At 53.8% G+C, this 13,892-nt stretch carries 12 protein-coding genes; 7 read left to right on the top strand and 5 right to left on the bottom strand.

The features are described 5' to 3' along the window. Window positions 1-22 precede the first annotated feature (22 nt). Together pgmB and JNUCC32_RS22145 are read right to left on the bottom strand one after the other, a co-directional pair. Entirely contained in the window at window positions 23-673 is a 651-nt protein-coding gene (gene pgmB / locus JNUCC32_RS22150; protein WP_012818805.1) for a beta-phosphoglucomutase, read from the bottom strand. Between the two features lie 120 nt (window positions 674-793). After that, entirely contained in the window at window positions 794-1,828 is a 1,035-nt protein-coding gene (locus tag JNUCC32_RS22145; RefSeq protein ID WP_009593335.1) for a LacI family DNA-binding transcriptional regulator, read from the bottom strand. 605 nt (window positions 1,829-2,433) lie between these two features. Between JNUCC32_RS22145 and JNUCC32_RS22140 the strand changes: the two genes are divergently transcribed. The 6 genes from JNUCC32_RS22140 to JNUCC32_RS22115 all read left to right on the top strand — a co-directional run bounded on the left by JNUCC32_RS22140 (window position 2,434) and on the right by JNUCC32_RS22115 (window position 9,457). Beyond that, window positions 2,434-4,131 carry an alpha-amylase family glycosyl hydrolase gene (locus JNUCC32_RS22140; RefSeq protein ID WP_192569856.1) on the top strand — a complete coding sequence of 566 codons (1,698 nt, stop codon included), beginning with the start codon at window positions 2,434-2,436 and terminating at the stop codon, window positions 4,129-4,131. A 380-nt stretch (window positions 4,132-4,511) separates the two neighbouring features. Beyond that, complete coding sequence (locus JNUCC32_RS22135) at window positions 4,512-5,186, top strand: response regulator transcription factor (RefSeq protein WP_192569855.1); 675 nt, start codon at window positions 4,512-4,514, stop codon at window positions 5,184-5,186. Then, a complete protein-coding gene (locus JNUCC32_RS22130) occupies window positions 5,183-6,571 on the top strand; it encodes a sensor histidine kinase (protein WP_192569854.1) in 1,389 nt (462 codons plus the stop codon). Before JNUCC32_RS22135 ends, JNUCC32_RS22130 begins: the two co-directional genes overlap by 4 nt. Before the next feature lie 516 nt (window positions 6,572-7,087). Beyond that, the gene (locus JNUCC32_RS22125; protein ID WP_371860443.1) at window positions 7,088-8,008 is read left to right on the top strand and encodes an ABC transporter ATP-binding protein; all 921 of its coding nucleotides are present in this window, start codon (window positions 7,088-7,090) and stop codon (window positions 8,006-8,008) included. Continuing rightward, complete coding sequence (locus JNUCC32_RS22120; protein ID WP_192569853.1) at window positions 8,005-8,721, top strand: ABC transporter permease; 717 nt, start codon at window positions 8,005-8,007, stop codon at window positions 8,719-8,721. Before JNUCC32_RS22125 ends, JNUCC32_RS22120 begins: the two co-directional genes overlap by 4 nt. Before the next feature lies 1 nt (window position 8,722). Beyond that, window positions 8,723-9,457: an ABC transporter permease gene (locus JNUCC32_RS22115; protein ID WP_009591339.1), complete on the top strand. Its 735-nt coding sequence runs from the start codon at window positions 8,723-8,725 to the stop codon at window positions 9,455-9,457. 122 nt (window positions 9,458-9,579) lie between these two features. On the opposite strand, the gene JNUCC32_RS22110 is transcribed toward JNUCC32_RS22115, so the two are convergent. The 3 genes from JNUCC32_RS22110 to JNUCC32_RS22100 all read right to left on the bottom strand — a co-directional run bounded on the left by JNUCC32_RS22110 (window position 9,580) and on the right by JNUCC32_RS22100 (window position 12,633). Further along, window positions 9,580-10,419: a Gfo/Idh/MocA family protein gene (locus tag JNUCC32_RS22110; protein WP_012818812.1), complete on the bottom strand. Its 840-nt coding sequence runs from the start codon at window positions 10,417-10,419 to the stop codon at window positions 9,580-9,582. A gap of 33 nt (window positions 10,420-10,452) precedes the next feature. After that, window positions 10,453-11,535: a Gfo/Idh/MocA family protein gene (locus tag JNUCC32_RS22105; RefSeq protein WP_009591335.1), complete on the bottom strand. Its 1,083-nt coding sequence runs from the start codon at window positions 11,533-11,535 to the stop codon at window positions 10,453-10,455. A 150-nt stretch (window positions 11,536-11,685) separates the two neighbouring features. Continuing rightward, on the bottom strand, window positions 11,686-12,633 hold the full coding sequence (locus JNUCC32_RS22100; protein ID WP_012818813.1) for an AraC family transcriptional regulator: 948 nt from the start codon (window positions 12,631-12,633) through the stop codon (window positions 11,686-11,688). Window positions 12,634-12,924: 291 nt separating this feature from the next. Between JNUCC32_RS22100 and JNUCC32_RS22095 the strand changes: the two genes are divergently transcribed. Beyond that, on the top strand, window positions 12,925-13,812 hold the full coding sequence (locus tag JNUCC32_RS22095) for a YhfM domain-containing protein (RefSeq protein WP_192569852.1): 888 nt from the start codon (window positions 12,925-12,927) through the stop codon (window positions 13,810-13,812). The last annotated feature ends 80 nt before the right edge of the window (window positions 13,813-13,892 follow it).

Genomic DNA, 13,892 nt, shown 5'->3' with positions numbered 1-13,892 from the left:
GTAAACGCATGTGCTCACACGTTTATAACTCCAGCAGTCGGTCCACCGTTAACTCTTCCAGGGAAGGAAGGACGAGGTTGGCGCGCCCCAAGGTTTCGGGCGAACCGATGCCGACGCTGCGCATTCCCGCCCGGATGGCGGCTTCGATTCCGGCCTCGGCATCCTCGAATACGACACAGGCGTCAGGGTCGGCGCCAAGCTCGCGAGCTCCCAGCGTAAATACCTCGGGATCCGGCTTTGCTTGGCTGGTCTTCGTTCCATCGATGATGGCGTCGAAGTAAGGCGTCAGGCCGGTATTGTTCAGGATCAGCATCGCGTTCTTGCTGGCGGAGCCCAGCGCAACCTTGATGCCGCGGTCTTTCAAGGCTTGGATAAATTCGAGGGCTCCAGGCAAAATCTCGGATTCGTCCATATTGGAAATATACTCGACGTACCAAGCATTCTTCTTCTCGGCCAGCGCCAGCTTTGCGTCTTCATCCAGCGATACTCCGCCAACCTCAAGCAGAATATCGAGGGAAGCCATGCGGCTTACTCCCTTCAGGCGTTCGTTGTCCTGCTCCGTGAATTCAAAGCCAAGCTCTCCGGCAAGACGCTTCCAGGCAATGTAGTGATACTTGGCGGTATCCACGAGCACACCGTCCAGATCGAATAAACAAGCGGATAGGGTTGACATGATCATCCTCCTTAAGGAATTAGTGCAAACGTTTGAACCAAGCTGCAAAAATAAAGGAAGCACCAGGATGCTTCTTTATTTTGAAGTACTTCTTGCTATGCTCCGCAAATTCGTCGACACTCAAGATTTCGGCGGCGAAAACATCGAGGATTCGCGGATCATCAATCGATGCGGAATAATATAGCGGTGCGGCAGGATCGTGTTGTCATCGTTGCGAATCGTCTGGATCAACGCCTGCGAGGCGGTATAACCCAGGTTATAGATGCCGATGTCAACGCTGCTCAGCGGCGGGGTCGATAGTTCGGTCAATGAGATGTTGTTGAAACTGATAATCGATACGTCCTGGGGAACTTTATACCCCAGCTCGTGCAGTCCGCGAACCACGCCGAAAGAGACAATGTCGTCGACAATGACAAGCGCCGTCGGCCGCTCGGGCAGGTTCATGAAAAAGGACATGGCGCGATAGCCGCTCTCCTGCAGGAACTCGCCTTCGACAATCCATTCTTTTCTCATTTCAAGACCTGCATCGGCGAGTGCCTTTCCGTAGCCCTTCATCCGGTCCTGGGATACGATCAGGTTTGGCGGCCCGCTGACAAAACCGATCCGCTGATGCCCAAGCGAGATCAAATGCTTGGTTGCATCATAGGCTGCCTGCACATTATCGGTATCGACCGATAACAGGTCAGGATATTTCTCGCTCCGGCCGACAAGCACGAACGGGTAGTTGTTCGATTTCAGAAAATCAACGACCTGGTCGTCCTGCCTGGAGTAAAGCAAGATGGCGCCGTCGACGCGGCGGCCGTTAAGAAGGCGGGATACGGCTTCGACTTCCTCTTTCTCGTTGCCGCCCGAACTGAGAACGACATCGTATCCGGAACGGTTCGCTTGGGTGACGATACCGCGGATCAGCTCCATGAAGAATAAGTTGAGGAACAATTCCTCCGCGGGTTTCGGCAGAATGACGCATATGCTTTCTGTCGTTTTGGAAACAAGGCTCTTGGCCATAATATTGGGATGGTAGCCCATTTCCTCCATGATCTCTTTCACCTTGCGCGAGGTTTCGCGGCTGATTCTTGGATGGTTGGAAAGCACCCGAGAGACGGTGGAGGGGGATACGCCCGCTCGTTTTGCGACATCTTTTATCGTTACTGACATAATAGGACCTCCAGTGGAACCGTTTGCGTTTTTTTGAAAATAAGAAAGCGACTACTGGAGTCTCCCTTATTTCACAAGAGTAACTTTCCGCTGTTCGCCGACCGTTCCTCTTTATTAAATTGTGGGTCTGTCAGGCCCTGTGTATACGTGGATACCTATTGATCTAAAGGCATATTGATCCGGTATGTTAAACGGTTTCACACTGCTATATTAACGTTAATCGATAGGCTTGTAAATACGTATCCAAGTCAGTCCAACGCAATTATTTCACAAATGCATCAAAAAAGAAGCAAGGATTAGAAAACGGAAGGAAGGCCGGTATTATGGCCAGAAAAAACCGGAAAACAACTTAAAATGGCATTGTGCAAACGATTTAACAAAACGAAAGTGTGGGTTATGATAGAGTGAGATCAAAAACAGGCCGTTATCTACCGACGAAGATGGAATTAAAGCCAGACCCTATTATGTAACCGTTTTACTGGAAATATCTAGTGCTTTTTAATTCAAACGTTTGCGCTTTCTGATTATACATGAAAATACTGTACATTACATAAGCGGAATGACTCGATGAATATCAGCTTCGTGAGCGAACAGGGGGAAACAGCGTGATACGAAATACATGGGGAAGACGCAGGGCTCTGCCGATATGGCTTACGGCTTTTGCGCTTACGGGAAGCCTGCTTGCAGGCTGCAGCGGCACCGCGGTTGCGCCACAAGAGGAAGCGAAGCCGCCGGCGGCTTCGGAATTGAAACAGCCGGATACGAAAGCGCCTGCGCCAGAAGGGAAAACGGAGGTGGATGAGCAGCCTTCCGACGTCTATTACGAAATTTTCGTGCGTTCATTCTATGATTCCGATGGGGATGGGATCGGTGACTTGCAAGGGATCACTGAGAAGCTGGATTATTTGAATGACGGAAATCCGGAAACCTCGGAGGATCTTGGCGTGACGGGGATTTGGCTGATGCCGATCCATCCTTCGCCGAGCTATCACGGCTATGATGTGACCGACTACCGTTCCATTCACCCGGATTACGGGACGCTGGATGACTTTAAGGCGCTGCTTGCCGAAGCGGATAAGCGCGGGATCAAGATCATTATGGATCTGGTGGTCAACCACACGAGCACGGAGCATGCTTGGTTTCAGCAGGCTGCGAAAGACAAGGCCTCGGGCACCCGCGATTGGTACATCTGGGCCGAGGATCAAGGGAAAACGCCTTCCGGATCCAGCGCGGCGGGAAGCGGCTCCCCTTGGCATGAGATGAACGGGGCGCATTACATGGGCACGTTCTGGGGCGGGATGCCGGATCTGAACTTCGATAATCCGAAGGTCCGCGAGGAGATGAAGGATATCGGGAAGTTCTGGCTGGAGCTGGGCGTCGACGGCTTCCGGATCGATGCAGCCAAGCATATTTACGAGGATCTGATGTCCGATAAGGGCGAGGCGACCACGGCCAAGAATACGGCTTGGTGGCAGGAATTCCGAGCCAGCATGAATGAAGTGAACCCGGAGGCTTATATCGTCGGGGAGATTTGGGATAATTCCGCTGCGGTCATCGCGCCGTATTTGGAGAATGCATTTGATTCCGGATTCAACTTCGGCTTGGGCGAGAGCATCGTCGGTGCCGCCATGAACGAGAAGGATAACAACCTGGCCTTCACCCTGGAGCGGACATATGGCTTGTTCAGTCAGGTATCGGACGGCAAGTTTACGGATGCTGCCTTCCTGACGAATCATGACATGAACCGTGTCATGTCCCAGCTGAAGGATGACGTGAACCACGCCAAGATGGCTGCCGGCATCCTGCTGACGATGCCGGGAAATCCGTTTATCTATTACGGCGAAGAGATCGGGATGAAGGGAGCGAAGCCGGACGAGCAGATCCGGGAGCCGATGATCTGGTCCAATACGGGCAGCGATAAGGGACAGACGACCTGGGAGCCGCTTACGCATAACCGCGGCGATCAGGTCCAAGGCGTAGAGCAGCAGACCGGAGACGAGGATTCCCTGCTGTTCCGCTATCGCACGCTGATCCGGTGGCGGAATGAGATGCCTGCCCTGAACAGCGGCACGATTGAATCTTATGCGTCAGGGAACCAGCAAGTGATGGCCTATATCCGCCGGACAAACGAGAGCGGGGCCTTAGTGGTTCATAACCTTTCAGGCACGGAGCAGACCGTGGACCTGGCATCAAAGAACGGATCTGCGGATTTCCGGTCATTGGCGAGAACCACCGACGACAGCGCGGCATGGGACGGCAGCAGTTTAACACTGCCGCCTTATACGACCGTTATTTTGGAATAGGCTGCGATCCTGCCTTATCCAGCAAAACACAACAAGACCCCGAGCCCCTTGAAGGAGGCGTGCTCGGGGTCTTGTTTGACATCCAAGCCCTTAGGCTACTCTGAGGACTAAGCCCGAAACTGCCGCAAATAATTGGTCGTCACGGAATGCGGGCTCTCCAGAAGCTCCGCCGGTTTGCCGGAGAACAGGATATTCCCGAGGGAGCACGGCAGGTTAGCAAATCGGATGCATGAACATCGGGGATCCCATGTTACAATGACAAAAGATGAATTTACGGCATACATAAAAAAAAGCTTGCAAGGGCCTTTTTTTGACTTAAAGGCTATAGAATAACCCCTCATGGGGAGATACGAATGTTCGTACGGAAAGGAAGATTTACCATGAGCGCATGCATTCTATATATTGAGGATGACCGGGAGATCGGCGGATGGGTCAGCGAATTTCTCAGGGACAAGGGATACGAGGTGCGGTGGCTGCTGAGCGGAGAACAGGCCGTACAGGAAGCGGCTCCGTGCGCGGTCGTTGTTCTGGACGTCATGCTTCCGGGGCTGGACGGCTTTACGGTCGGGCAGCGTCTCAAAAAGGCCTATCCCGGACTGCCCATGCTGATGCTGTCGGCGCGAACCTCCATTGACGATAAGCTGCAGGGGCTTGAGTTCGCCGACGATTACCTGACAAAGCCTTTTCACCCGGACGAGCTGGCTGCCCGTCTCGAGGTGCTTCTGCGACGGTCTGTCGTGAAATCCGCGGAGCCCATCCGAGTGAAGCACTTATCGGTATATGAAGACGAGAATCGGATCGTGAACGAGGATACCGGCGAGGAGACGCTGCTGACCGGCAAACAGCATCAAATCTTTATGTATCTGCTCCAGCACCAGGGGCGTGTCATGACCAAGGAGCAAATATACGAGTCGGTCTGGGGAGAATCATATATCGAAGGGGACAAGACGCTGATGGTCCACATCCGGTATCTCCGGGAGAAGCTCGAGCGGGACCCCGCCAACCCGGAGATTATTGAGACCGTTCGCGGGCTTGGCTACCGGGTGAGAGCATGAGATGGAAAAGGAAGAAGGGAAGGTTCCGCAATTCGCTGACCAACCGGTATTTGCTGCTGATTTTGATGGCCATGATTTTCATGCCGATCATGTTTCCGTTAGCGTCGATTTTTTACTGGTTCGTGAACGATACCTTCTCGGATCGGCCGCCGGCCCCGGCCGGGAAATATACCAGCGGTGCCGCGTTAGAGAGAATGTGGCACGAGGAAGCAGCCGGATTAAGCGGAGCTTCGCCGGAGGCCATTGAGCAGAAGCTGAATTCGATACGGCAGGAGTATCCGGAGATCTCCATGTTCTGGGTGGATGGCGGCAATAAGACCAGGCTGCAGCTGCCGGTGCAGCCTAACCTGCCCGAGGTATGGAGCGCGCCCTATACCGTGCAATTTATGAAAAACTCCCTGGATAGCGACCCGTTCACCTCCGTGGCTTTTATCGGGGGAGAGGGATCGGGAGAAGGCTTCATGGTCATGCAGCTGCCGAGAAAATACCTTAATGTCCAGCAGCCCATTGCGAGTGAGACGGCGCTGTACGGGCTGTTCACGGCGTCGATGTCCGGCCTGTTCATTCTGGTCTCCTGGCTGTTCTTCGTGCGTATACGCAAGCGGCTGCTGCGGCTTCGTTCGGCCATGACGTCGTCCCATGCGACGACGGGCATACCGCAGCCGGTTACGTTAACCAAGTATGACGAGATTGGACAGCTGGAAGAGGGCTATAACGATATGGTCATCCAGTTGGAAGAGGGGCAGCGCCGCCAGCGCGAGGAAGAAGAGCTGCGCAAATCCCTGATCGCCAATCTGTCCCATGATCTCAGAACCCCGCTGACGGTGATTCGAAGCCATATTTTCTCCATGGAAAGGGAGCCGCTGAGCCCGAAGGGGAAAGAATCGCTGTCACTCATTGAATCGAAAATCGCCGATTTGGGCGGACTGATCGACAATCTGCTGTCCTACAACTTGCTGACCAGCGGCAGAGTGCAGCTGAACATGGAATCTGCAGACGTGCTGCGAATCGTCAAGGAAAGCGCCGCAGCCTGGTATCCGGTATGGGAGAAGGCGGGAATCGAGCCTGACATCCAGGTGCGAGACGAGCCGCTCCACTGGAACGTAGACGTGCTGTGGTTCCGGAGGCTCCTCGATAATCTGTTCCAAAATGTCGCTCGCCACGCCCGATCCGGGCAGTACATCGGCATTCATACCGAGGAGAGGGAAGGATTTGAGGGCGTCCTCGTCATTTCGGACCATGGACCGGGGATCGAAAGCGATTCCGGCAACAAAGGCACGGGCATCGGCCTGGCCATCGTGGACCACCTGACCAGGGAGATGGGGCTGGAAAGCCATGTGGAAAGCTCGGAGGAGGGAACGAGGATCCGCATCTGGAAGCGTTGAGCAATCAAGCGCTGGGCTATCAAGCATTCCATCAGGGGTGCTGAGGCCTGGGTTGAATAGATAAAAAGAGGAGCCGGCACGATTATCGGTTCCTCTTTTTTTTGCTGCCAATAACAGAAAAAGACGCCCTATAAGGCGTCTTCGTACCATTGCTTTTCGCTCGAGTTTCACGAGCTCGTCAGTGAACTGGGTTCATAAGCAAGGCAGGCTACAGCTGCTAGACTCAAAGAGAGATCCATTCTGAAATCAAGGCGAACGAAAACATGCATATTCATGGTTAACCACGCTCCAATCGTAACGGTGAATCGATCGATGAGAGAGAAAAGTGATCGGCATGCCATCATCAGCGTCAGGTAGCCCCCCTGTACGGACGCCATAAGCGTTTCGGCAAATTAATTATATCATATACGGACACTTGTTAAAACGTTGGATAGGCTGCCCGCTTTTTTAAAGAAAATTTAAACTTGGGGCCGACCGGCATTTAACCTTGGACATGTAGGATGTATACCTGAGGTGATGAACGTGACGGAACTCGTCATTCAAACAAAAGGCTTATATAAAATATACAAAAAGCGCGCAGCGGTCGTGGATTTGAACCTGGAGATCGCCCGCGGCGACATTTACGGCTTCCTCGGCCCGAACGGCGCCGGGAAAACAACGACCATCCGCATGCTGCTGGGACTCATTCAACCGACGCGTGGCGCGATTCATTTATTCGGCAAGGATTTAAAGAGCGAAAAAATGGACATTTTGCGCCGGACCGGATCGCTCGTGGAGTACCCATCGTATTACGGCCACTTGACGGCCGTAGAGAATTTGGAAGCGATCCGCCGGATTACCGGCGGCCCGAAATCCCGCATCGCGGAAGTGCTGGAGATCGTCTCCTTGACGAAGGAGGCCAAGCGCCCGGTTAAGGGATACTCGCTTGGGATGAAGCAGCGTCTTGGCATCGCGGCCGCCCTGCTGAACAATCCGGAGCTGCTCATTCTGGACGAGCCGACCAACGGCCTGGATCCGTCCGGCATCCATGAAATCCGGGAGCTGATCAAGAATATGCCGCGCCAATACGGCATTACCGTGCTGGTATCCAGTCACCTGCTGGGCGAGGTCGAGCAGATGGCGGACAAAGTCGGCATTATCCGCGAAGGAAGGATGGTGTTCCAGGATACGATCGACAATCTGGTATCCACGGCGTCCAGCGGTTTCCGCTTATCGGTATCCGAGCCAGAGGCAGCGCTTGGACTAGCCCTAGACTTAGGCTGCGAAGGCGTCCTGCGGAACCAGATGCTGGAGCTGGAGAGCATGCAGGATGCCAAAATCGCGCTGCTCGTGAAGCGCCTGGTGGAGAACCAGCATGCGGTATACCGGGTGGAAGAGCAGCGGAGGTCGCTGGAGGATATCTTCATGCAGATCGTAGGGGAGGGAAGCCGGGTATGATGTTCCGTGCGCTTTCCGCCGATTGGCTGAAGATCCGGGGCAAAGGCATCTGGTTTCTCGCTGCGCTCGGTCCCGTCGGGCTGGCAGCGATGCAAGGGCTGAACTTCGGACTTCGATACGATTACCTGATGAAATCCTACGCGGCGGATCCTTGGGGCGGGCTGCTGGAGAACGTGCTCTTCTTTGTGCCGATTGCCCTGTTCCTCGGGATCACGCTGGTCTGCTCGCTGATGGCCAACGTGGAGCATCAGCTGAGCTCGTGGAAGCAGCTACTGGCACTGCCTATATCCAGAACGGCGGTATTCAGTGCCAAGTTCGTGCAGGCCTTCCTGATTCTCTGCGTATCCTGTTTTCTTCTGTCGATCAGCACCGCCGTACTCGGCATCATACTGGGGATGGGGGCAGATCAAATGCCGTATGTCGATCTGCTGCGCATTGGCTTTGTGCAGTTATTCGCGGCGCTTCCCATGCTGGCCTTTCAGCTGTGGACGTCTTTGACGCTTAAGAACCAGGGGATCGCGGTCGGAATCGGGATTACCGCCTCGGTCGTGTCGATGTTCGCCCTGCAGTTTCCTGATTGGATGCCGCTAAAATGGCCGCTGCTGGCTTACATGGGGCCGGGAGAAGCCCGCGTCATCGGAGCGGGTTTGCTGCTGGGCGCGGTGATCGCATGCGCTGGCCTGATTCATTTTAACCGAAAGGATGTGGACTAAGATGGCATCCTATCTAAGAGCGGTATCCGCAGAGTGGCTTAAGCTGTCGAAATCGAAGCTGTGGCCGCAAATCTTCCTGTGCGCGGTCCTGGTCATGCTGCTAGGCATATTAAACGGAAAGCCTGAGGAGCTGGCGCCTTGGGAATATCTGATCAGCATTATGATCATTCTGCATGCCATGCTGCTGCTCCCGATTCTGACGGGGATATTCAGTGCCATGGTATGCCGGTATGAGCATTCGGGCGGGGGATGGAAACAGCTGCTCGTCCTGCCGGTTTCACGCGGCGCCGTCTATTTTGCGAAATTCTCGGTGGTAGCCATGCTGCTGGCCGTCGTCCAGTTACTGTTCATGGGCGCCGTGCTGGGAGCCGGTTTGATCCACAAGGTGGATGCTCCGATTCCGTGGGAAATGCTGCTGCGCTGCCTGCTTGGCGGTTGGGTCGCCTGCTTGCCGCTTGCCGCGCTGCAGCTTGGAGTCTCAACGGCCTGGAGCAGCTTTGCCGCTCCGCTGGCATTGAACGTCGTTTTCACCATACCGAACATGCTGGTAGCCAACTCGCAGACGTATGCCCCTTACTATCCGTGGACGCAGCCGTTTCTGGCGATGATGCCCGCGGGTCAAGCCGATTTCGGTGCATTCAACCTGCCGTTCGAAAGCCTCATGACCGTCGTGGTGGGAGGGTTTCTACTGTTCTTTCTCGCGGGCTTCGTCTATTTTCAGCGGAAAGAAGTGTAACTCTTCAGAATTGGATTTCAAAGCTGGCTTGGTTTTATGAAAAAGAGCTGCCCTCAGGCCCTTACGGCCAGTTGGAGCAGCTCTTTTTATATATTTCTATGTGTAACGAACCCTTGGTTTTGCTATTGAGGCAAATCCACCCACACATAAGGGGTGTCGGCCGCCTTCAATCCATACTCGATAATCGTGATGACGGCGACCGTTTCTGCCGGGTTGACGGCAGGCTCGCCCGTTTCGAAGAAATTCACCAGATTCTCGATGAACAAGGCGAAGAAATTCGAATTCGCGGTGACCTGCTTGAAGCCCCCGTCGCCATTTTTTATCCCCAAGGTAAACGGACAATTATCCCCGAGATGATTCACGGTGGCTTGCTGTCCGTTCCCGAAATCGATCAGCAGGGCAGGGGAGTCAGGCGTTCCGATGTACATCACCCGCTTCGGGCTGGTCCCCATCAGGCTGACGATCGGCTCGATTTGATGAATCGAATAATTGGCGAAGGCGCCCGGTCCCCAGCTGCTGATCGTTTGAATATCGCTTCGGTCCAGCTCACGGTATTCGCTGGCAAAACGGAGGGCGGACGTCGAATACATCGGCGTTCCGTGCTTTGCCGCCAGGTCGAACAGGCGGATGGCCGTTTCGCGGTCAGGCGCGAACGTTTTATCGATATAGGTCGGCTTGCCGGATTGCAGCGGCAGCTGGGACAGCTCCTCATGGAATTCCGGATTGTCCGGGGACAGCACGATCAGGTAATCGCTGCGCTCCACCACCTCTTCGATCGTGGGCAGCAGCTCAATTCCAAACTCCTTGCTCCAGGCGGCGTTCGTGAGCCCGTTCTCTTTGTCTCTCTTGCCGTAGGCGTACATGACCTTCATGGCATGTTCCGATGCCTGCTCAATCCACCCGGGATATTTGTTCGCGTGGAACTGGTCCAAATGCAGGTCGATGAATCCGATTTTTTTCATGATAAAGGGCCTCCCTGGCGTTCGAACTATAGGTTATAGGCTGTTCTGGGCAACGGGCTGAAGCGAAACCTCCGCGCCTTGGTCGGACGAGTCGTAAATCGCCTGGATGATCTGGGAGGAGAGGATGACCGTATCGATATGCGAAGGCTGTTTCTCCCCGGTTTGAATGCAGCGGATGAATCCGTCGATCTCATTCTGGAACATGCTGCCGAGATTGAATTTCGGCGTGGTTTCGATCAATGCGCCGTCCTCCGTGGTGTAGAAGGTGAAGTCCGCGCCGTATTTCAGCCGGATGCCGCCTTTGTCGCCGAGGAAGTCGATGAACATTTCTTCGGCGCCGATATTTTGCGCCCATGCGCCGTTCAGGGAAATGGTCGGGCCTTCCGTGCGGACGAGGGCCGTGACAAAATCGTCGACGTCATACGTGCCGTCATATTTCGGCGGACCTGCCCACATTTTGAGGAAGGTGTAATTCTCCATGTCTTTGCCCAGCTTGCAATAAGCCTGACCGGAGACGGTCTTCGGCTTCGGATCGCCCGTACAGTACATCACGACATCGAGGAAGTGAACGCCCCAATCGATCAGCGCGCCGCCGCCGGCAATGGCTTTGGTCGTGAAGGCGCCGCCGAGACCCGGGATCGAGCGATGGGAACGGAAGCTGGCATAAACGTGATACAGCTCGCCAAGATCGCCGTTTTGGATCATTTTTCTGATTCTGTTTACGCTTTCATTGTAACGGTTGACCACCCCGATATTGAGCGTTTTGCCCGTTTCGTGCTGAACCTTCTGCATCTCCAGCGCTTCCGCGTAGGTGCGGGCTGCCGGTTTTTCGCATAATACATGCTTTCCTGCCCGCAAGCAATCGATGGCGATGGAAGCATGGACGTCATTCGGCGTACAGATCGATACCGCGTCGACCTCAGGGTCGTTCAGGATCTGGTTGTAATCTTCGATGGCTTGGCCGCATTCGTATTTGGCGACGGCGGCATCGGCCCGGTCCTTCAAGATATCGCAGAAATATTTGATCTCGGCATCTTCGTTGGCCATGTAGGCGGGGATATGGGCACTGTTCGCAATCGTGCCGCAGCCAATCACGGCAATTGTAATTTTGTTCATCGGTTCTCCTCCAAAATCGTGGATTGATGATGCAGTGATGACATGAGCCTGTCGCTTGATTCTTCGTTATTGCTTGCCCCGAGTATAGCATGTGCGCGATCGCTTCGATTTCACTATCGTGTTTATTTATTGGATTATCGTACCGAGGCGCTAGTCCACGGTTTTAAAAGCGTTCTTTTTATAATAAGCGGGGGTCGTTCCCGTGTATTTTTTGAAAATGCGGCAGAAGTAGGGAAGCTCGTTAAACCCGACCTTGAAGCACACGTCGGTTACCGTCAGCTCGGGCTCCGTCAGCAGCCGCATTGCCATTCGTATCCGATAATTGGCCAAGTACTGGCTGAAGGTCCAGCCTGTCACTTCCTTGAAACGTCGGCAAAAGCTCGTCCGGGACATCATCGTCCGCGCGCAGAGATCCTCCAGCCACAGGGGCTGATCGAAGTGGTCGTGGATATATTGAACGGATTCCAATATGGGCTCCCGATACGGGGCGCTGCCCGCGGTTACCGATATATGCTTGCTTTGCTCGGCATGCTCGCGGTTCACGATCGCCAGCAGCTTCAGCAGATTGGCCTTCAGCAGAATATCGAAGAAGGGGCCCCGGCCTCCGAACTCGTTCAGCATTTCGGTCAGGAGTTCCTTAACGACTAGGTCACTGCCGCCGGTCAAGGTGATTTTGAGCGGGACGCGGTCTTCGGTCGTGACAAAAGGCTTGATGAAGGAAAGGTCGAACAGCTGCGGCTCGTCCGGCATTCCCTCCAATCGTTCGTTAATGAAGGCCGGCATGAATTCGCACCCGAGCACCTCCAGTTCTTTCCCGGGGACCATCTCCACGCGATGGACGCTGTAAGGAGGGAGCACGAATATATTGCCCTGGACCATCCGGTATTTTTGGCCATAGAGCGTATGGATGAATTCGCCTTTGCTGACATACCAGATTTGAAGATAGTCATGCATATGATCGGATAAACTCCCGAACTTCTCGGTAATGCGGTACATTTTGCAGGGCAGGCCATTCGCCATCTCCAGCTCCGACGTAAAGTAGGCGATTCCTCTTCGGGTGCATTCGGCGATATCCGGTTCCAGCCAGTGAATAGCCATCGTTTCTTTCCTCCTCGTACGTTTCGATCCTGTTATTCATAGCATAACTGATTAAGGACATGAAGGAAGAGAAAAATCGAAAAAGTTACTGTAATTCATGGGGGCGGGGACGTGATCGATGTCATGAGGAAGTCCAATCATGATCAGGGTCCGCAGGATTCGCTCCGCATGATTTACCGATGATCAAGCAGCCGCGTTTAATGCCATGAGATACAAGATGAAGAAAAGGTGACCATCTTCTGGTAACAAATGGGCATTGTCATACGTCTGAATGGTAGAGGTGATGTTGCGATGGGGATCATGAGGGAATATAAGCTGGCGAATAGGGGAACGGTCTTGCTATGGGTGATGGTTTTGACGATGCTGCTGACAGGCTGCGGTCTCGGTAAGGATGGGGATGTGAAGAGGTCTTCCGAAACAGGGGAACGAGCCATAACTTCAGGAATGGAGGAGGATAGCCAACTCCAAGATTATGTAACGATCCACCGCGGTCAGGGGTTCGGTAAAGTCAGTTCGGGTATTTTCGGAACGCTGGATAGCGTGAAGGACGTTGAGGTGTTCGATGAAGCCATCCGGACAGCGGTGAGGATGCAGGGAATCATGGATGTAAGAGAACCGGATTATGATGCGGTGATTCACCTTGACGGGGAGAGCACATCCATTCATCTATGGCTAGAACCCGACAGTAAACGTGGAATGTTTACCTATATAACGGATACCGGCACAGGATATACGTTGACCGAGCAGTTGACAGCCCAGCTCACGGAATTGATCGATCAATTGCGATATACGCCTGAGCAGGCCAAGAAGAATGGGGATGTTGTATTTAGTTTAGATGGGTTGATTGCCAACCGGGAGGCATGGGATCAATTCGTGAAGCAAGTGGAGGAGAAGCAGCCAGCTTCTGTACAGCTGACGCTGTATACAATAGAGGGCAGCCCCATTTTTCATGATTTGGAGCATGGTTACCAAGGCGAGTTCATCCGGCATCGGCTCGATACTACGCATGACCCGCTGGGGAAGCCGGTAAAATCCGTCGAATTCTGCAAGGAGCTGGTAGCGGAGCAGACGGAACAGGGAATCGAATACCGACTGAACGGGTGCGGTGAGGGGCGTGACCAAGAGAGCGATATTTTCCACATGCTGTTTCCTGTAGAAGAGGCAATTCATAATAGATAAAGATCAGCATCCCTTTCGTGTGCCATAATAATCGTTTCGTGCAGCAAAGAGCCGAGGTATCCTAAAGATACAGGAAACCT

The sequence above is a fragment of the Paenibacillus sp. JNUCC32 genome, assembly GCF_014863545.1.
In the GTDB taxonomy this organism is placed as follows: domain Bacteria; phylum Bacillota; class Bacilli; order Paenibacillales; family Paenibacillaceae; genus Paenibacillus_AQ; species Paenibacillus_AQ lautus_A.
This window is presented reverse-complemented; position numbering and strand designations above follow the sequence as displayed.

Bases quoted from the DNA above. Each gene is read 5' to 3' on its own strand.
- pgmB (WP_012818805.1), bottom strand. From the start codon at position 673: ATGTCAACCCTATCCGCTTGTTTATTCGATCTGGACGGTGTGCTCGTG.
- JNUCC32_RS22145 (WP_009593335.1), bottom strand. From the start codon at position 1,828: ATGTCAGTAACGATAAAAGATGTCGCAAAACGAGCGGGCGTATCCCCC.
- JNUCC32_RS22135 (WP_192569855.1), top strand. From the start codon at position 4,512: ATGAGCGCATGCATTCTATATATTGAGGATGACCGGGAGATCGGCGGA.
- JNUCC32_RS22130 (WP_192569854.1), top strand. From the start codon at position 5,183: ATGAGATGGAAAAGGAAGAAGGGAAGGTTCCGCAATTCGCTGACCAAC.
- JNUCC32_RS22125 (WP_371860443.1), top strand. From the start codon at position 7,088: ATGAACGTGACGGAACTCGTCATTCAAACAAAAGGCTTATATAAAATA.
- JNUCC32_RS22120 (WP_192569853.1), top strand. From the start codon at position 8,005: ATGATGTTCCGTGCGCTTTCCGCCGATTGGCTGAAGATCCGGGGCAAA.
- JNUCC32_RS22115 (WP_009591339.1), top strand. From the start codon at position 8,723: ATGGCATCCTATCTAAGAGCGGTATCCGCAGAGTGGCTTAAGCTGTCG.
- JNUCC32_RS22110 (WP_012818812.1), bottom strand. From the start codon at position 10,419: ATGAAAAAAATCGGATTCATCGACCTGCATTTGGACCAGTTCCACGCG.
- JNUCC32_RS22105 (WP_009591335.1), bottom strand. From the start codon at position 11,535: ATGAACAAAATTACAATTGCCGTGATTGGCTGCGGCACGATTGCGAAC.
- JNUCC32_RS22100 (WP_012818813.1), bottom strand. From the start codon at position 12,633: ATGGCTATTCACTGGCTGGAACCGGATATCGCCGAATGCACCCGAAGA.
- JNUCC32_RS22095 (WP_192569852.1), top strand. From the start codon at position 12,925: ATGGGGATCATGAGGGAATATAAGCTGGCGAATAGGGGAACGGTCTTG.